14 protein-coding genes and 3 tRNA genes are annotated in these 19173 nt (G+C 41.0%); 10 read left to right on the forward strand and 7 right to left on the reverse strand.

Annotation, left to right across the window (positions count from 1 at the left end):
• Nucleotides 1-85 precede the first annotated feature (85 nt).
• The 9 genes from ACP5NR_RS00390 (at nucleotide 86) to ACP5NR_RS00430 (ending at nucleotide 11368) form a co-directional block, all read left to right on the forward strand.
• Complete coding sequence (locus tag ACP5NR_RS00390; protein ID WP_428005760.1) at nucleotides 86-1693, forward strand: hypothetical protein; 1608 nt, start codon at nucleotides 86-88, stop codon at nucleotides 1691-1693.
• A 14-nt stretch (nucleotides 1694-1707) separates the two neighbouring features.
• Entirely contained in the window at nucleotides 1708-3090 is a 1383-nt protein-coding gene (locus tag ACP5NR_RS00395) for a C1 family peptidase (protein ID WP_428005761.1), read from the forward strand.
• Nucleotides 3091-3188: 98 nt separating this feature from the next.
• On the forward strand, nucleotides 3189-4232 hold the full coding sequence (locus tag ACP5NR_RS00400; RefSeq protein WP_428005461.1) for an acyl-CoA dehydratase activase-related protein: 1044 nt from the start codon (nucleotides 3189-3191) through the stop codon (nucleotides 4230-4232).
• Nucleotides 4171-5325 (forward strand): acyl-CoA dehydratase activase-related protein, encoded by a 1155-nt coding sequence (locus ACP5NR_RS00405; RefSeq protein WP_428005460.1) that lies wholly within the window; start codon nucleotides 4171-4173, stop codon nucleotides 5323-5325. Before ACP5NR_RS00400 ends, ACP5NR_RS00405 begins: the two co-directional genes overlap by 62 nt.
• Nucleotides 5326-5338: 13 nt before the next feature.
• Entirely contained in the window at nucleotides 5339-6379 is a 1041-nt protein-coding gene (locus ACP5NR_RS00410; protein ID WP_428005762.1) for an acyl-CoA dehydratase activase, read from the forward strand.
• A gap of 3 nt (nucleotides 6380-6382) precedes the next feature.
• The gene (locus ACP5NR_RS00415; protein WP_428005458.1) at nucleotides 6383-8131 is read left to right on the forward strand and encodes a radical SAM protein; all 1749 of its coding nucleotides are present in this window, start codon (nucleotides 6383-6385) and stop codon (nucleotides 8129-8131) included.
• Nucleotides 8128-8637 (forward strand): TIGR03936 family radical SAM-associated protein, encoded by a 510-nt coding sequence (locus tag ACP5NR_RS00420; protein ID WP_428005457.1) that lies wholly within the window; start codon nucleotides 8128-8130, stop codon nucleotides 8635-8637. Before ACP5NR_RS00415 ends, ACP5NR_RS00420 begins: the two co-directional genes overlap by 4 nt.
• The gene (locus ACP5NR_RS00425) at nucleotides 8638-10428 is read left to right on the forward strand and encodes a chloride channel protein (protein ID WP_428005456.1); all 1791 of its coding nucleotides are present in this window, start codon (nucleotides 8638-8640) and stop codon (nucleotides 10426-10428) included. It begins immediately after the preceding gene.
• A gap of 391 nt (nucleotides 10429-10819) precedes the next feature.
• Nucleotides 10820-11368 (forward strand): hypothetical protein, encoded by a 549-nt coding sequence (locus ACP5NR_RS00430; protein WP_428005455.1) that lies wholly within the window; start codon nucleotides 10820-10822, stop codon nucleotides 11366-11368.
• 2 nt (nucleotides 11369-11370) lie between these two features.
• On the opposite strand, the gene ACP5NR_RS00435 is transcribed toward ACP5NR_RS00430, so the two are convergent.
• The 6 genes from ACP5NR_RS00435 to ACP5NR_RS00460 form a co-directional block, all read right to left on the reverse strand.
• Nucleotides 11371-14907, reverse strand: coding sequence for an SNF2-related protein (locus ACP5NR_RS00435; protein WP_428005454.1), 3537 nt, complete (start codon nucleotides 14905-14907; stop codon nucleotides 11371-11373).
• Nucleotides 14908-14911: 4 nt separating this feature from the next.
• Entirely contained in the window at nucleotides 14912-16063 is a 1152-nt protein-coding gene (locus ACP5NR_RS00440) for a C1 family peptidase (protein ID WP_428005453.1), read from the reverse strand.
• On the reverse strand, nucleotides 16060-17220 hold the full coding sequence (locus ACP5NR_RS00445; RefSeq protein ID WP_428005452.1) for a PQQ-binding-like beta-propeller repeat protein: 1161 nt from the start codon (nucleotides 17218-17220) through the stop codon (nucleotides 16060-16062). Before ACP5NR_RS00445 ends, ACP5NR_RS00440 begins: the two co-directional genes overlap by 4 nt.
• A gap of 89 nt (nucleotides 17221-17309) precedes the next feature.
• Nucleotides 17310-17383 (reverse strand) — tRNA-Met (locus tag ACP5NR_RS00450).
• 4 nt (nucleotides 17384-17387) lie between these two features.
• Nucleotides 17388-17464 (reverse strand) — tRNA-Met (locus ACP5NR_RS00455).
• Nucleotides 17465-17474: 10 nt separating this feature from the next.
• Nucleotides 17475-17563, reverse strand: a tRNA-Leu gene (locus ACP5NR_RS00460).
• A gap of 315 nt (nucleotides 17564-17878) precedes the next feature.
• Here ACP5NR_RS00460 and ACP5NR_RS00465 point away from each other — a divergent pair.
• Nucleotides 17879-18844 carry a DMT family transporter gene (locus ACP5NR_RS00465; protein ID WP_428005763.1) on the forward strand — a complete coding sequence of 322 codons (966 nt, stop codon included), beginning with the start codon at nucleotides 17879-17881 and terminating at the stop codon, nucleotides 18842-18844.
• On the opposite strand, the gene ACP5NR_RS00470 is transcribed toward ACP5NR_RS00465, so the two are convergent.
• Nucleotides 18778-19158, reverse strand: coding sequence for a hypothetical protein (locus ACP5NR_RS00470; RefSeq protein WP_428005764.1), 381 nt, complete (start codon nucleotides 19156-19158; stop codon nucleotides 18778-18780). The genes ACP5NR_RS00465 and ACP5NR_RS00470 overlap by 67 nt on opposite strands.
• Nucleotides 19159-19173: the final 15 nt, after the last annotated feature.

The following is a 19173-nucleotide window of genomic DNA, read 5'->3' on the forward strand; positions in this document are numbered from 1 at the left end:
CCAATTTGTTTTCATAAATCTTAATTGACATCTTGCTTTAAGATGAAGTATAATTTTCATATCTTGATGAAAGGGGATGAAGTAATTGAAACTAAGGGGTAAAATAATTTTACTCTCTCTTTCTGTACTTGTGATAGCCATTGTCTTGAGTGGATGTTTTCTCATGCCTCCAACCGTTAAGTTCACCGCTCCAACATCGCTCAACAACTCGGCCTATCCGGTTAATTCTCCCATAACCTTTGCATGGTCAGGCGAAAGTGGACTTACGTACACGTTAACTTTGTCCGCCTCTGGTGTTGGTCCAATAACGTTGCTGTCCAATTCAAATCTAACCACTTATCAAACATCGATAGCGACCCCTGGTGTTTACACGGCCCAAATCGTGGGTAAAACAGGTTTAGGTGGAACCGGCAAGGATACCACAACCTTCAACGTTACATCTTTGAAAGTCACGAATGCCGCTACAGTTTACGCTACAGACAATGTCTCTGTATCGTGGAAATCTCTTGACAACAAACCCCACACGTATCTTTACTCTATAACAAACGGTGCAACGTGGATCTCAACGACACAGACAACTGCCACCTTTACAGGATTGTCAGATGGAAATTACACCTTCATGGTACAACTTGCCAATGCTCACGTACCTCCGACCGTTTACAATTTTGAAATTTTGACCGCAGGGCCAACGATAGGAATAGCCGTTTCCGACAGAACCGAAGGTGGCTTTTACGGAATAGGCTCTCATCCTCAGGGTAGATATGCAGAAATAAGTTGGGCTTCCGATCAAAAATTGGGTGCTTTACTTGTGAGATTTTACCTTTACGGGCCTTTGGGGACGGGTATAAGATACAGACTCAACATATCGCCGACCGGCCAGTGGGTTGTGCTTCCGGCAACATCGACGGCCCAGCAATGGTATTTGATTCCTCATCCGAACACGAATACCGACATGATAGTTTCGGCAACAGGTCCTGGCAGTTTGCAGGTCTACGATATGAGTGGAAATGCTTACAACGTACCTGCGTTCCAGTTAGGCCAAACCTATGCGATAGGTATGTTACCTATAAACTGGCTTGGAACACAAGGGTCTTTTTCAATAGCCCCATTTGTGCTCAGCGAAAGATACGGACTTTCGAATATGCCACAGATGTACGTGGGATACAACACAACTTCAGTTGCAACAGGCGGGTCTTTTGTTGCATCTGTTTACGATCCGAATTTAACAGCGTATGCATCCGGTACTCATGAAATAGTCAACGATAACGTCGATCATACCGACATCACGACGAACAACGGTTTGATGTACATGCAGTTCTCCGTTCAACTTGCTACGGGTCTTCAACTTGATAACGTTACATTCCCGGACATGATGGCAGGCAAAGTTAACCTGTCGACGTACAAATACGACGCAAATAGTGGAATTTTGACGGTTTACAGAGGATTCGTAAATCCAGTCCCAGATGCTGTGACTGCAACATCTGCAACTGACGTAGCCGTCCAGATTCAGTGCACGGTGCCTGCAACTTACAGCGGATCTTACGCGTATGCCAGTATAATATATGAAGGCTACTTTGGTTACGAAGGATACAGTAATCTCAATCCCGTTTTCAAAGACAACTCTTTGAGAAACATAGACGGTGTTGTGATTTTGAGATCCGTGCCCGTAGTTTCCGTTAGCAGTGCACAGTAAACGGGGTGATTGATATGAAAAAGATTACGTTTATCTTGATCGCTTTGGTTTTAGTATCGGCCTTTGCGTTTGGAGTTTCTTTAGGTGCGCAGACGGTTATGAGTACAGCCACCGTTGAAGCGATAAACGCCCAAAATGCCCAAGTTGGCCTTCCATGGATAGCCGGACTTAACGGATTTAACGGAAAGACAATAGGACAATTGGCTGTCATGAACGGATGGAGGCCTTTGCCAAAGGATTTTGTTTCCGCATTTCTTACCAGAAAGTTAACGACAACAGATGACATGCTTATGGGATCTTACACGATGTTCAATCCATTGACGATGAATGGATCGAACCTTCCGACCGCTTACGATCTCAGCAACCAATTCGTGCAATATCCCGGTATTTCTTACGTTACACCTGTCAAAGATCAGGGATATCATGGCACATGCTGGGCTTTTTCTACAACGGAAACCTTTGAAACGGCCCTTGCCATGCAAGGCGTCGTATCTCCATCGGCCATACCTGTCTTATCGACACAATTCGCCGCATATCATGACGTCGATTGGAACCTTTTAAGTGCGGCAAATGGATGGGTAGTTCAGGATTCTAATTACGATGCGGGCGGAAGTCAGTATTTTGCGATGTACAACGCTGTAAGGTACGGAATGCCTCCTGCCACTGATTTCCCGACGATATCTTACGAGAATTCTCCGTGGATAGAATGGGATCCTCAAAATTCGAACTGGCAAAAAGATTTGATTTATTCGCAGGGTACACTTTTACTGCTCAGCGCTCCCGAAGAGGCTTACTACTACAACGTGAGTTACGATCAATACATAGATGCGATAAAGACGATGATAATGAAGTACGGATCCGTCAGTGTCTCTTTCGCAGTGCCGGCGGACTTTTTTGGTTACGCGGGTGGTGTCTATGTTCCTGTAAATCCAGGAACTCCTTCTAATCCTTACGAAGGTGGCCATGCCGTTCAGATAGTCGGATGGATAGACAATTATGTTGCTTCCAATGGCCAGACTTACAACGTATGGATAGTTAGAAATTCATGGGGCACCAGTTGGGGCATGAATGGATACTGGCTGCAGCCGTGGGTAACGCCTCAGGAATATGCCTCAGGAAATGTGCCGGCATGGAAATTCGAATCTTACGGTAACTGGTTCTTCGTTCCGATCTTCAAAACGGTCAACGCCGCTTATTCTCAGGCCGATTTCAACAACGATGGATACGTCAACATGACAGACTGGAACCTGCTCGTAGGTGCCATGCAGCAGACAAATCCGTCTTCTGAAACTATATCCAAATACGATATAGGTGTGCCAAAGACCGGAAAGATAGGCGGAGGATCTTTGGAACAATTCATGTACTTGTGGAATCTCGCAACCCAGAGCGGACACTAAAAGTTAACAAAACAATAAAGGGCGCTAAATGCGCCCTTTATCATTTTAACTGACTTTATGGTAAAATATTCTGTGTTTGTGAATAGAGGTGGTAGAGATTGAAAATAGGAATTCCAAGAGCGTTATATTTTTACGTGTATTATCCAATGTGGTACGGATTTTTTTCATCGCTTGGCCATGAGATAAAGTTGTCAGTCCCGACGAACAAGGAGATCATAAATTTAGGTGTTTCTCATTCCGTTGATGATATATGCATTTCTGTTAAAGTTTTTCATGGTCACGTTAAATATCTGCTCGATAAAAAGGATGTGGACTTTGTTTTCGTTCCAAGGATTGCGAGCGAGGAGAAATACAAGTACACATGTCCAAAACTGGCCGCTCTTCCCGATCTTATGAGAAGCGCTTTTGTGAGGGATGCAAGTAGAATTTTAACGGCAACTTTCTACACAAGGCAGGGAGAAAAACCGATCATGGAAGGATTTGAAGATATAGGAAAACAACTCGGAGATTCGGACGAAAAGATAAAAATGGCCGTTAAGATGGGTATAAAGTACCAAAAACTTGCCGTTAAATCTTTAAGATCAGGTCATACTTTTCTTGATGTTGTAAAAAACATACGTGATCTCGATTCATTGATAAAGAAGCCGGTTCAAAAACAACCTTACACAGTGGCACTTGCTGGATTTCCATACGATGTTTATGACACTTTTACCAACGGAGATGTCATATCCAAACTCGAAGATTCCGGAGTCGGCATAGTCACAACTGACATGTTAGATCCAAAAGTTTACAAGCATTACTCCAAATACATGATAAAAGACCTTTTCTGGTATCAGGCAAACGCGGCGGCAAAAGGTGGGATGTACTACATAGATGCACCTGATATCGATGGCGTTATAAGCATATCATCTTTTAATTGCGGCATAAGTTCTATATACCAAAAATTGCTTGATCTTTACTCCAAAGAGATGGGAAAGCCTGTTATGCATATAATAGTGGATGAACAAACGGGAGACGCAGGTCTTGCAACGAGAATAGAAGCATTCATCGATCTCATACGCGTGAAAAGAGGTGATGGTCTTGTCGCACAAACGAATAACTTACACGGTACCGAGGATGGGGTACACGTACGCAGCCTTTGAAAGTTTCTTCCAAATACTCGGATACGACGTGATAATACCTGAACCAACAAACACAGAAACCATAAAGGAAGGCGTTTCCAATTCGCCGGAATACATGTGTTTTCCGTTTAAAATATTGTTAGGACAGTTTGAAAGGGTGCTTGAACAGAATCCGGACAGATACTTCAAAATGGTTTCTCTCGAAAGTTACGGACCTTGCAGATTTGGATATTATAGTCCATTGTATTACAAAATTTTAAGAGACAAAGGCTTTACGAATTTTGAAGTTGTAAATGTCGAAGGAATTTATCCGCCACTTTACAGAGGCATACCGAGATTTTTCAAAAAACTCATAAAACTGACAGGATTGCATGCACCATGGACGGTTGTCAAAGCCTTCGTTATAGCCGGATGGAAAGTGTACGCAGTTGAACAACTCGAGAAAAAACTTTATTACCTTATTCCAAGAGAAAAAGTTTCCGGATCGACTGAAAAGATCTTCAACGGAGCGGTTGAAAAAATAAGACATGCACCAAACAAAGTTAAGGCCATCAAAAAGATTTTAAAAGATGAAATTGAGAAGATGGATAAAAATCCCCACGTCGAACGAGACGATCTTCCCAAAATAGGTCTCGTCGGAGAGGCTTACATATTGATGGACTACAGCAATAATCTTGACATAGAGAAAAAATTGGCCTACATGGGAGTAGATGTGGACAGATCTTTGAGAGTTACAAACTGGACGCTTGATAGGCTTATAAAGGCAAAATCTCATAAAGCCCACATGCTTGAGGTTAACAAAGGATATCTTGACTTTTTCATAGGCGGAGATGGACAGGAAAGTATAATGAATACCATCCTTTACAAGAAAGCCGGATACGACGGCGTCATTCAGGCCCAGCCGTTTGGATGTTTGCCCGAGACAGCGGCGAAAGAAATACTCACAAAGGTAAGTGAGGATTACGACATCCCAGTCTTAAGCCTCGCTTTCGATGAACAAACCGGAGAAGCCGGATTCGTAACAAGACTTGAGGCTTTTGTCGATATGATAAAAAGCAGAAGACAGATAAAAACAGACGAAAAAAGAAAAGAGTCTGTAACGGTTAAAAGTTAAAGAGGTGAAAGAATTGTCAAAACAGGTTGCGTTGGGAATAGATGTTGGTTCGGTTACGACGAAAGTCATCTTCGTCGATGAGAATGACGAAATAATAGAAGGTCTTTACATTCGAACGAAAGGGAATCCGATAGATACCATAAAGGCAGGTATGATAGAGGCATACAACGTCATCACTTCAAAATTCGGTGATATAGAAGTTATAGCCGTTGGTACAACAGGAAGTGGAAGGCAACTTGCAGGCGTTGTTGTCGGAGCCGACATCATAAAAAACGAAATATCCGCACACGCCTACGCTGCAATTCACGAAGTGCCCGATGTATCTACGATCTTCGAAATAGGCGGACAGGACTCAAAGATAATCTTCATAAGAAACGGTGCAGTTATCGATTTTGCCATGAACACGGTTTGTGCGGCCGGAACAGGATCTTTTCTTGATCATCAGGCTGAAAGAATCGGGGTAGATATAGAAAAGTTCGGAGATTATTCGCTAAGGGCCACAAATCCGGTTAGAATAGCCGGCAGATGCACGGTTTTTGCAGAATCCGACATGATTCACAAGCAGCAGATGGGAGCGACTTCCGAAGATATAATAGCCGGACTTTCCGAAAGCCTCGTTAGAAATTACCTTAACAACCTTGCCAGAGGAAAAGAATTGCTTCCAAAATTCGTTTTCCAAGGCGGTGTCTCCGAAAATATAGGCATAGTAAAGGCCTTTGAAAATGCAGTTGGATCAGAGGTCATAGTGCCAAAGAACAACAAACTCATGGGAGCATGGGGCGTTGCGATGCTTGCAAAGAGAGAAATCGAGATAACAGGCCAAAAGACGAATTTCAAAGGCTTCAAAGTGACAGAACTTGAACACAAAACTCGAGTCTTTTACTGCGATGGTTGTGCAAATAACTGCGAAGTTTACGAAGTTATAGAAAATGGTGAAACCATAGCCTATTGGGGCGACAGATGCGGAAAATGGTCTAACAGATTGACGTCCAGAGTGAGAAGAACCGAAAGGGCGGACAGAAGGCAATCCGAAGAAATAAATAGCGAGAAGTGAACGGTGAATAACAAAAAACATTCAAGTGTGCTAAACAAACTTGTCGGTATTCTTGACAAAGTCGAAAAACCCAGCAGATACATAGGGAATGAGTATAACTCGATAAAAAAAGATGCCGAACTTTCGATGTGTCTTATCTTTCCCGATCTTTATGATGTCGGGATGTCTCATTTTGGGGTAAAAATTCTCTACGATATCATCAATAAAAGTGATTTTGCGAAATGCGAAAGATCTTATTTGCCATGGTTCGATATGCAAAAAGCGATGATGGAGAATGACGTATCTCTTTATTCGTATGAAACTTACACTCCGATAAAAGAATTCGATGTGATAGGTTTCACACTTCAGTACGAAATGTCGTATCCCAACGTTTTAAGATCGCTAAAACTCGGTGGCATACCGATAAAAAATTCTCAAAGATCTGACGCCGATCCTTTAGTCATTGCAGGGGGACCGTGTGTTTTTAATCCTGCACCGATGGAAGAGTTCATAGACGCATTTCTCATCGGAGACGGGGAAGAGGCAACGATAGAAATGCTTAGGGCAATAAAAAAAGGAAGATCGCGATCGGAAAAACTTGAATTTTTAAGCACGGTAGAAGGAGTTTATGTACCGGGTTATAATTACAAAGTCAGAAAAAGAGTCATTTCTGAAATGAAAAACGATTGGGCTCCAACAGATCAGATAATTCCGTACACCGAAATAGTTCATGACAGAGGTGTGGTCGAAATAATGAGAGGATGCACAAACGGATGCAGATTTTGCCAGGCCGGCATGGTGTACAGACCCGTACGTGAAAGAAGTGCCAACGACATCTTTGAAATCTCTAAAGAAATAATTAAAAAAACAGGATACGAAGAGTTGAGTTTGTTATCTTTGAGCAGTGCGGATCATAGTCAAATAGAAGATGCAGTTTCTTTGCTTAAAAACATCAAAGATACTTCCATTTCGATACCATCCACACGTGCAAATGCCTTCACAGTGGAAATCGCAAAAGCCATCGGTACGATTCGAAAAAGTGGCATAACGATAGCGCCAGAAGCGGGCACGCAAAGGCTAAGAGATGTCATAAACAAAGGTATAACGGAAGAGAATATTTTTTCGGCTGCAAGAATGGCACGGAACAACGGATGGAATAAGATAAAACTTTATTTTATGATCGGACTTCCGACTGAAACGGACGAAGACGTTAAAGCCATAGGAGTTATGCTTGATAAGATAAAGCGCATGGGCTTTCATGAAGTTTCCGCAACGGTAGGAGTATTCGTTCCAAAAGCACACACTCCGTTTCAATTTGATGCGCAAATAATGCCGGATGAGGCCTTCAGAAGATTTAAACTTTTGAACTGGACAAGAAGATTCGCGAAGTTGAGTTTCACCGATCCATACAAAGCAATTATAGAAGGTGTACTTTCAAGAGGAGACAAAACTGTTGGAGAAGTTGTTGAAGAAGCGGAAAAAAGCGATGTTATCTTTGCCGACTGGGATGAGATGTTCGATCCAGATAAGTGGATGAAAATTTTTGAAGACAAAAAAATAGCACTTCAAAAAATCATGGAAGCAAAATCTTTTAAAGATCCTTTCCCGTGGGATTTTGTAGATTCCGGAATTTCAAAAGGATTCTTATGGTCAGAACATTTGAAGTCTTTAAAAGCAGAACTCACGCCCGATTGCAGAAATGGATGCACCGGATGTGGTGTATGTCAGAAATTCAACGTTGATAACGTGATACAGGAAGGTATTGCAAGGTGAAATATCTTTTTTATTACAAGCGCACCGGACTTTTGAGGTATCTCTCGAATCACGAAACCATGAGAATGATCGAGAGAATTCTGAGAAGAACCGGCGGTGAATTCAAAATGACCGAAGGTTTTCATCAAAGAATGAAATTGTCATTTGGTCAGGCTTTACCGACAGGTGTAATAGACAGATCTGGCCTTTTTTTGTTATCGACAGATGAAATTTTAGACGGAGAATTTTTAAAAGTTGCCAACTCAATTTCACCTTTAGGATTTGAGATATCAAAAACAGAGATTGTGAATGACAAATTTGAACTTGGCAAATCGATAGATGGATACATCTTCAAATTGATCTTCTTAAGAGCGCCTGAAGTACATGACGGATGGAAAATAGAAGAAAAAGGAAAAATCTGGGTGGCAGGATTTTTTAACGTTTTTAATTCTCATTCACCGAAACCAGATGAATTCGGACAATACCTGACCATCAGGGATAGCGTCATTTTCAAGGGTGGGATTTGATTGTTTTTCAACATTTTTAAAAAATTAAAAAAGATCACCACGAAACGCATATCCGGCTTCTCTTATTTTGGGAAATGGTTAATACTTGGAATAATAATTGGGGTTTTAAGCGGATTCGCAGCGACTTTACTTTATTACTCGGTTGAAATATCCGAGAAATTTTTTCTCGGATACTTGCTTGGTATGAATATTCCACACACGATAAGTGATGGAGGAATTCTTAATTATTCTGTCGATAGAATATACCTCATTCCCATTGTCGTAATCGCCGGAGCTTTTATCTCCTCTCTCTTAGTTTACAAGTTTGCTCCTGAAACTGAAGGAGACAGTAAAGCGATAGAAGCATATCATCAAAAGCAAGGAAAGATAAGATGGCGTGTTGCACCTATAAAGCTTATAGCCTCTGCGCTTGTTATAGGATCCGGAGGAAGTGCAGGAAGAGAAGGACCAAGTTCCCAGATTTCGGCAGGACTCGGTGCCATGGTTGCGGATATACTAAAACTCAATTCCGAAGACAGAAGAAAAATGGTTGCAATAGGCATAGGCGCAGGTATAGGAACGATTTTCAAGTCTCCTATTGCCGGAGCACTTATATCCGCAGAAATACTTTACAAAAGGGATTTTGAACCTGATGTGATATATCCCGCCATTGTTGCTTCTGCAACAGGATATTCTATCTTTGGAATTTTTTATGGCTTTACACCCATCTTCGGATATTATTTAGCGCCTTTTAATCCTGTCAGATTGCCGATGTATGCCGTATTAGGAGTTGTAGCAGGTTTAATGGCAATACTCTACCCAAAATTTTTCTATTACATGCAGGATAAGTTTTCTGAATGGAAGGTTAACAGATATTTTAAACCTGCAATCGGCGCTATTGCAACAGGATTGATCGCTTTGCTTTTTCCAGAGATCATGGCGAGCGGTTATGGATGGGTTCAAATTTTGATGGATCAGAAATTTGACTTACTTCCAACCTTTGGAATGCCGGTATTGCTTGTGCTTTTTGCGATACCGTTTATCAAGATTTTTGCCACCTCCATGACGGTTGGTTCTGGTGGAAGTGGAGGATTATTTGCACCTGGGATCTTTACGGGTGCTTTCATAGGCGCAGATGTAGGCATTATCTTCCATTTGATTTTTCCGGCACAGGTACCTACAATCGCACCGTTTGTGATCGTTGGAATGTTAGCCTTTTACGGTGCGACGGCAAAAATCCCGGTTTCAGTTATACTCATGGTCGTAGAAATGACAGGAGGACTGCAATTGTTGCCCGCTGAAATGATAGCGGTTTCAATTTCTTACCTTGTGTCTGGAAATTACACGATCTACCGTGCTCAGGTTCCAACCAGAAAAGATTCACCCGCTCATGCCGGTGAATACAACATGCCGATTTTGACAAATCTTAAGGTTACCAATATAGAAAATTTCAGAAATATCTCGATTCATCCAGACGCAGACGTGAAAGAGGCAAAAGCATTGATGACGCAAAATTCGGTTTCGTCTCTTGCCGTATCAAATCAAGGCCATTTTCTCGGAGCAATCTACATGTACGATATTTATCAGTTAAACGATGGAACGGTAAGGACTTTTATGAAAACCGGTGTTCCATCGATCAAGCCAAATGCAAATCTTGAAGAGGCATGGGAGATAATGAACACAAATAAAAGCACATGGGTGCCAGTGGTGCTTAACGGTGCCTTTCTTGGAATAATAACCATGACGGATATCTTAGATGTTTACAAATCAAAGTTGAAATCTCTCGGTATATCAGGAGAAAGTAGCGGATAAAGCAGCATATAGCAAAGGGCCTATGAGGAAAACAGCGCATAGTTCGTAGCGGGTAGCGCGTAGAAAAGACAAACTGGCGGCGAAGAGCATGATGCCGTGAGGTGGCCTCCGCAGCGTAGCGAGGACCAGACACCGAAGGGCGAATGCGAGAGCCGACGCACAAAAAAGACATTAGAGATTGGAGATTAGAGAAAAAGCAGTAATGCGTGAAAAAAACAGTGACGCGTGATCAGTAATCAGCAAAACAGCAGGTGGCTCGTAGCCGGTAGCGCGTAGAAAAGACAAACTGGCGGAGGAGAGCACGATGCCGTGAGGTGGCCTCCGCGTCAGGATGTTAAAATTGAAATGGTATGGTATAATTCAATAAATGAATTAAGGATGGTGCTTTAAAATGATGAAATTTTTTACCGTACTTTTGATAGTTGTGGTTTTGGCAAGTTTTGCGTTTGCCTTTAATTTCCAAGTCGGAGGCGGAGTCGAAGTTGCAGATTTTTGGACATCTGGCGTGGCACTTCCAACGATCAACACATCATTTGCCTTTCCGATTTCAAATAATCTTTCTGTGACAGGGCAGATCGGATCTGTTTTAACACAACAGATGAATTACATAACCACCTTACCTTCCACTCAAAGCGCCGCATTGCTTGCCCTTATCGGTGTGAGATACACGACAAAACCAGCCTCAAGTGATATTTCAGGGTTCGTGGGGTTTGACGCGGGATTTATGTCAAATTTTGTATCTTCAAATGCAGGCTTCTCACCGATAATCGGTGTAAATGGCGGATACATATTTCCGATAGTCAGCGGTTTTGAAGGATATGTCAAAGGGGCACTAAGGTTTATGATGGCAACGGTTCCAACGTCAGGACAAATAGGAAATACATTCCCGTTATCTTTACCGATTGTTGAAATATCGACGGGATTGAATTTTTCCTTTTAACCTCAATCGAGTTTGAAGAGATCTTTAAGTTCATCGTTTGAAAGATCTCCTATCCATTTTTCGCCGGCTGCTATAACAGAGCCGGATATTTTTCTTTTCTCTCTCAACATTTTGTCTATCTTCTCTTCAAGTGTTCCAGAAGTTATGAGCCTGTGAACGATTACATTTTTATCTTGGCCGATTCTGAAAGTTCTGTCCGTTCCCTGATCTTCTACGGCAGGATTCCACCACAGATCATAGTGAATCACGTGATTCGCGGCGGTCAAATTAAGCCCCGTTCCGCCCGCTTTTATCGTTAAAATCATGAAAGGCTTTGAATGTTTGGTTTGAAATTCGTTTACCATCAAATCTCTTTTCGTTCTCGAAAGTTCCCCGTTAAAAAATAAAGGTGCTATGCCGAATTTGGTATAAATCATTTCAACCAGCAAATCTCCCATCTCTTTGTACTGGGTAAAGATCACTGCTTTCTCATTCACGTCTAAAATGTCTTCTAAAATTTCGATCATCCTTTCTGCTTTACCGGACGATTCTATTTTAGGTGTTCCGTGCTTTGCGTAATGAACGGGATGATTGCATATCTGCTTGAGAGCGGTCAAAATTCTGAAAATAGCGCCATTTCTCGATGCTTCATCATCGGCATCGTAAAGTTTCTTCATTTCATTTTTGGTGACGAGTTTGTAAAGAGCAGCCTGTTCTGCTTTCAATTCGACATGATCGTCGACAATTATCTTATCCGGCAGATCTTTTATTATGTTTTTGTCCGTCTTCATTCTTCTCATCATGAAAGGAGAAACGATGCGCTTCAATTCATCGATCTTACCTTCGTTTCCGTCTTTTTCTATGGGAACGGAATATGTTTTGATGAACCATTCTTTTTTGCCAAGATACTCTGGCATCAAAAAATCGTAGATGCTCCATAATTCTGTCAACCTGTTTTCAATGGGAGTACCGGTAAGCGCAATCTTTGAATTTGCTTCTATTGATTTTACTGAAAGGCTTTGAAGTGTTGCACTGTTTTTTATGTTTTGGGCTTCATCTATTATCACGTAAGACCATTTTACGCTTTTTAACTTGTTGGTATCGCTTCTTGCGACACCGTAAGACGTTATTACGATATCACTCTCATCAACATTCAAAACTCTGTCTGTGCCATGATAGATAGAGGCTTTTATAGAAGGAGCGAACTTTTCGATTTCGTTCTTCCAGTTTCCTATGAGCGTGGTAGGACATATCACGAGAGCAGGGGCGTTAAGTGTTCCAGTTTCTATTTTTTTGAGAATAACGGATATCACCTGAACTGTTTTTCCAAGCCCCATATCGTCCGCAAGGCAAACACCTAAGCCTTTTTCGGTGTTGGAGTAAAGCCACTGAAAACCTCTTATCTGGTATTCTCTAAGTACGCCTTTAAGGAATTTAGGAGGACGGATTGAGGATAACTTTTTAAAATCGTCGAGAAATTTTTTCAGGTTGTCATCGAACTCTATTTTTACGCCCCATCGCTCTTTGGAAAACAAAAGCCTCAGTGCTTCCACGTTCGAAGAGGGCGACGGATCTGTCTGCACTTTTTCTATGATCGCTCGCATTTCATCAGGATCGATGAAGACGTACATATCTTTGAGCGCCACTATTCCCTTGGTTTTGTTGTAAAGATTAGCAAGTTCTTCAGGCGAAAGTTCTTTATTTCCTACTTTTATCTTCCATCTCAATTCAAAAATACTGTCGAGTGTAAGATAGGATCTCACATGATCTTTTTTGTTTTTTGTAAGTGCACTCAACGCAAGTTCGGGTTTCCATATCTTTTTCAATTCTTTCGGAAGTAAAATTTCAACACCCAAAGACCTTAAAACATGTTGGCCGTTTATTATGAAGTCTTTCAAATCTTCTATTTTAAGGTTTTCAACCTCACCTGTTCTGGAAGCCTGAGCAACAAGAGGACTGTACTTTGCTATTATTCCCAATTGCTTGAAAATTCTTGCACGCTCATCTTCAACATTGCCCATTTTCAAAAATTCGTCGAATTCAATCGGTAATTCAAGCGGATCTCCTTTGCTCTCAACAAAGAGTTTCAAGTCAAAGTTGTCTTCCTCTTTGCTAATTCCAACGACAAGGGTATATTTCCCGCTATGAACGTCCAAAACGCTGAGCCAGTTGGAAATCGTCACAAATGTTTGCTTTTCTTCAAATTTTTCAGCCCTGTAAATTTCGCCGAAGAAAAAAGCATTTATGAGTTTGTCGTTAAATTTTTTCAAATGTTCAGATCTGCTTTTGACTATTTCATTTATCATCAAAGTTGTCACGTAATTACCGATCATATCACGTCTTAAAACCTTTTCTTCATCGTTTATCACGATATCCTTTGGTGCAATAGAAGAAAGATAATTCACGAATTCGGTCTGCGAAAAAGCCGGAACAAAATCAATTTTGAAATCGCCTTTTTCGTTAATTTTCGATATTTTTGGCATTATGAGTCCGTTAGACACGAGTTTTTGCGCAAAAACAAAAACCCTCTTGAAAAAGGCTGAATAAGTGCTATCGTTTTCATTCACAACCATCGAAATACTTCCGAAAAAATCGTAAAGTTCTGAAAGTTCTATGACCTTGAAGGTCGATTCATCATTAAATCCCGTTGCAACGGATTTGATGACATCTTTATCCGCTTTTTTTCTTTTCTTCATATTTGAAGCGGCCGTACGCACTTTTCCGATCTTTATATCTCCGGTGTAAATGACAAGCGGATTTGCAGTTGAAAACAGTACCTTGAAAGTCACATCTTTGAAGTAAGTGTTTTCTTTTCTTACATCTTCGAGATCTTCGTTTTCTGATTTTAAAGATTCATAAAAGTCTTTGAGCATTGCCTTGAAATTCGCCGCTTTGTAAAACAGCGGATTGTCATCCAACAAATCTATTACTTTTAAAAAATCATCATTTTCTAAATTCGGTTTAACTTCTTCAATCTTTTCAGGATCCGAGGATTGATCTTCGTCTACAAAAACGTACTTTTCGGATGGAGATTGGCTCAAACCGGAAATATTCATCATCCATTCTTTCGATATCCCTCGCATTTCAAAGAGCAAAAATGGATCCTTGTCTATTTCGGAGGCGATGATATAATAGACAGCCGCGAGATGTTTGCAAGGATTAGCCCAATCTGGACACGAACAATTTGCCTCTATTTCATCCCACGATCGTGGAAAAAGATGGACGCCTTTTGCCATCAACAGTTCGTTTAATTCTGGAGGAATTTTACCGACAAAGATTTGTGATGCCAAATCCGGCCTTTGTTCTATTATCAATTTAAGAACATTTCTTTCTTTTTCATCAAAAGTTTTGAGCGTCATGTTTTCATGGTATGGGGTAGGCCTTGATCCCTGGACACGAGCCTGAATCTTTCCACCTTTAATCTCAATCTTGAGCACATGGCCATTCTTTGCGTAACTTCTTCCTCTCGGAAGCCTGTTTTCATCTACATCTATTCTTTCAATGGCCTTAACCCACTCTCGTCCCCACCATGTAGATCCAAATATGTATCTCTCCGCCATTCGATCATCCTCCAAAGTAAGGTACATACATACTGTTTCCCTCTATCTGCCAATTTGGTACAATAGATAAGTTGTCAAATTGAGTTTGCGTGATCATAGGTTGCCTCCAAAAACCATTGTCTCCCCATGAAGTACCCCATGAATTTTCAAGAATCCAGACCGGCCCGTAATCTACGCCACCGTATGTCCAGTTATCATCCCACCCCACAAGAAGAACTGCATGTCCTCCTTCAAAATAGGCCGTAGATGAAGGGCCTGGATACACCCAGCCATTGGGACCGGCAGGTTCATTCAGCTGAAATGTATCGAAATCAGAGTAAACATCAAGTTGAACGGCAAGTCCTCCGTATTTCATTATTGCACTTTTTATCGTGTTTATGAAAGTTGTGTAGTTTGAAAATTGCCAGGGATTTATGACAAAAGTTGAAATTGGCTGCACAAGATCCTGAGGCCATGAATCATTTGCAGGATCCCATAAAATGTACGGATACGCAACCTCATCGCCTTGAGAATTCAAATAATATCCGTAATAGGGGAAATCGGTAGCCAGAGGATCTCCACGTCTTACAAGATCGTAGAAAGCAAAAAATAAATTTCCACCTTCATCTTCATTTGTTTCCTGATAAGAAAGGCTGTTATTGCCGCTTATATTCCAATTGGCATTGTTGTAAGAGACAAATTGAGTTGAAAATGTCGGAGAAGATGGATCCGATATGAAGGAATACTTTGATTGAATCTCGGAACCAAGTTGAACTACCATTGCACTTTCAAGCGATTCAACTGTTGCGAATGCCCAGCACGTGTTGTTGTACCATTGGTCTCCGACATTGGGGATGTTTCCACCTTTGGAAAACGTTAAAAGCGCAGAATTGTAATCGCTCGGCAAAGATGAAAGCACAGGGCTAACAAGTACTTGTTGTGTCGAAGCGATCTCATTTTGCGAAGCGATGAGTTGAGGTAGAACCATCTGGCTCGAAGGATTAAAAGTCCGTACCCCACTAAACCATTGTTCAAGGAAGTCTTTGGGCATGAATATATTTCCAAGTGCAGGTCGAATTTGGGCAATATTTTGACCGGCATTATTTGTGCTTAACATACAACTCGAAAGTAAAAAAGCCAGAATTATTATTGAAATCAAAAGAATTGCCTTTTTCATGATTGTCTCCCAGTATGATATTGATCATGCATGAACATAGGCCAACCTTCGGATGCGATAGAATCGTTAGGTGTAGATATCTCATAGAATTGCCCATTATCACAACCAACATATATTTTACCATCATAAAACACAGGATTTGATTCGACGTTGTATCCAAGATTTACATAACTTACGATACTTCCGTTTGAAGGTTCAATCGCATAAAAATTGTAGCCGGATGCGACATAAATTTCATTATTTCCGATTATCGCAGAAGAAGATATTCCGCCTATTGGCGTATCAAGATTCACATTCCATACAGTCTGACCTGTTTGAGAATTTATCGCATAAAAATTACCTTTTACAGTTCCGATGTAGACAATCCCACTTTGAGAAATGACAGGACTTCCGTAAATTTGAGATCCATCTAAAGGATTTTCCCAGCGCAAAGCACCATTTGGACTGAAAGAGTACAGTGCGTTAGATCCAACGTAGATATTCCCATTCTGGCCAATTGCCGCCGTTCCGTAAATTGGGCCATCGCTTTGATATTGCCAGACAACATTTCCGGAATTTAGATTGACGGCATAAAAAATGCCGTTATCAGAACCTACGAAAAGATCCGTTCCGTTTGTTACAGGACTGGCCCATACGGCACTGCCATTTTCACCGATCGTTACGAGATATGCTTTTGTCATGCCATCTTCATTTATCCTGAAAATGTTGCCGTTATTATCAACGAGATAAACATTTCCGTTCACGATAAGCGGTGCCGATATTATGGAATAATATGAAATTGACATTTTTTTGTAAGTTGTAAAGGGATATGATGCGTAAAACAACTCGCCGGAATTGTTGACGGCAAAAACCATGTCATTCGTCGAATCTATTGATGGAGAAGAGTATATTGCCGCATTACTTTGGTAACACCAGGAGGCTTCGCCTGAAATAACAAAAAGTCCGCTTTGACCGCCTATAAAGATATCTCCATTCGCAGAAACTGCGGCAGAAGAATATATCTGTCCGCTCACCATCGCATTTTGAGAATCAGTCAGTTGAAAACTTTTGGTGATACTCATCGTGAAAGTATTCGTTGGCACCTTCATACATCCAGAAAGTGTAAAAGTAACGATCAAAAAGCTAAAAGATAAAAGCAGGATATTCAATTTTTTCAACATAAACACTCCATTTTACTGTTTTTGAGTTAAACAAAAAGCCCCTATTAGGGGCTTCCTACATCTCTAAAATCTATTATTTAAACGTCTGGCGGCACTGGGATTCGAACCCAGGACAATACGGGTATGAACCGTATGCTCTGACCAGCTGAGCTACACCGCCAATCTGGTAGCGGGGGATGGATTTGAACCATCGACCTTTGGGTTATGAGCCCAACGAGCTACCAGCCTGCTCCACCCCGCATCGTAAGAATTGGTGCCGAGGATCGGACTCGAACCGACACGAAGGTATCCCTTCGACGGATTTTAAGTCCGTTGCGTCTGCCAATTCCGCCACCTCGGCCACAAAGAATATGATATCAAACAAATCAAAATATGTCAAGGGCTCGAATTGAGAATGACAAACAGTGACATACCCATTGTTGTGACAAAAATCAAATTTGGTGTACAATTATTTCTGAATGAAGTGAAATTCTGTCAAATGACAGATACCGAATCGTCGCGATGATAAATAAATATACTTAAATAACTTTAAAAGTCGAATGTTCATTTAATTTAAGCGAAGGGCAGGATGCCCTCTCGATGGCCTTCGCAGCGGAGCGAGGACAGACATCGAGTGGGACACCTGCCGCAGCGATGATTCGGAATTTAAACTTGGTTGAGTATATATTCAACTTTTGAAATGGAGGATTACGTCATAGAAAAAACTTCTCAATCTAAATTCATGCCAGTATTTTTACTTTCCTTACTCGTTGTAGTCTGGGGAACCACATTTCCGATAGAAAAAATAATGCTCGAAACGATCTCCCCATTTACACTTAATCTTGTCAGATTCTTAATTGCCGATGTGTTGATGTTGATCATATTTTTTCCATCCATAAAGCGCGATTTTTTTGGTACATGGAAAGATGGCCTTATGTTAGGTGCCACAATGGGCGCAGGTTTCATTTTTCAAACATGGGGTCTTGTTTACACCACGCCAGCAAAAAGTGGCTTTATAACATCTATGTACGTTGTTTTGGCGACTATTTTGTCATTTATATTCGAAAAAACAAAGATTAGTTTTAACACGATCCTCGCTTTGATAATCGCCGCGGCAGGCATATACATGACAGAACTTTCTGGAAAGGTCTTTGAAATGAACTTTGGAGATTTCCTGACATTTCTGTGTGCCATAGCCTTTGCCTTTCAGGTACTTCTGATGACAATTTTGACAAAAAAACATGAAGGTAAGGAGATAACACTTACCTTCTATCAATTTTTGGTCATAACGGTTGTAAACATTCCGTTTTACGCTTTTTCCGGTCACAATGACAAATGGAATTTTCCGGATGTGATCTTTATCCTTTACATGGCAATTGTCGCAAGCATAATAGGTATCATCATTCAGGCAAAATACCAAAAGAGAATCGGAACTGTCTCTTCTTCATTCATTTATGCCGGAGAACCTGTCATGGCAACCATTTTTTCCGTTTTGATGCTTAAATCAACTTTTTCAAAGACTGAGATTATCGGCTTTGTTATGATAACTTTTGCCGCAATATGGGCTCAGATATTTCATCTGTCTTCGTCATCGTCGCCTTCGTCATACTCGTCTTCCTCATCATCTTCTTCATCTTCGTAATAGTCTTCGTCGCCTTCTTCATCCACATAATCCCATATTTCATCTTCGGAAGTTATAACTCCATCCTCTATGAGTTGTTTGACGATACCAGAAGCCTTTTGAAGGCGCTCTTTGTACTCTTTTAAAATTGTCTTCGCCTCTGATTCGGTCATGCCTCCCCACACAAGATCTTCGAGAACGGAATTTTCTTCCTCAATTGAATAGCCACTTTCATCGTCCCAAACGACTTCAGGAGTCGAATAGTCATATATTTCACTGTCGTTTACGAGAGAAGAAACTTCATCAATCTTTTCTTTCAAATTTTTATCCAACATGATTACCTCCAACTT

It is taken from the genome of Athalassotoga sp. (assembly GCF_049965695.1).
GTDB lineage: Bacteria > Thermotogota > Thermotogae > Mesoaciditogales > Mesoaciditogaceae > Athalassotoga.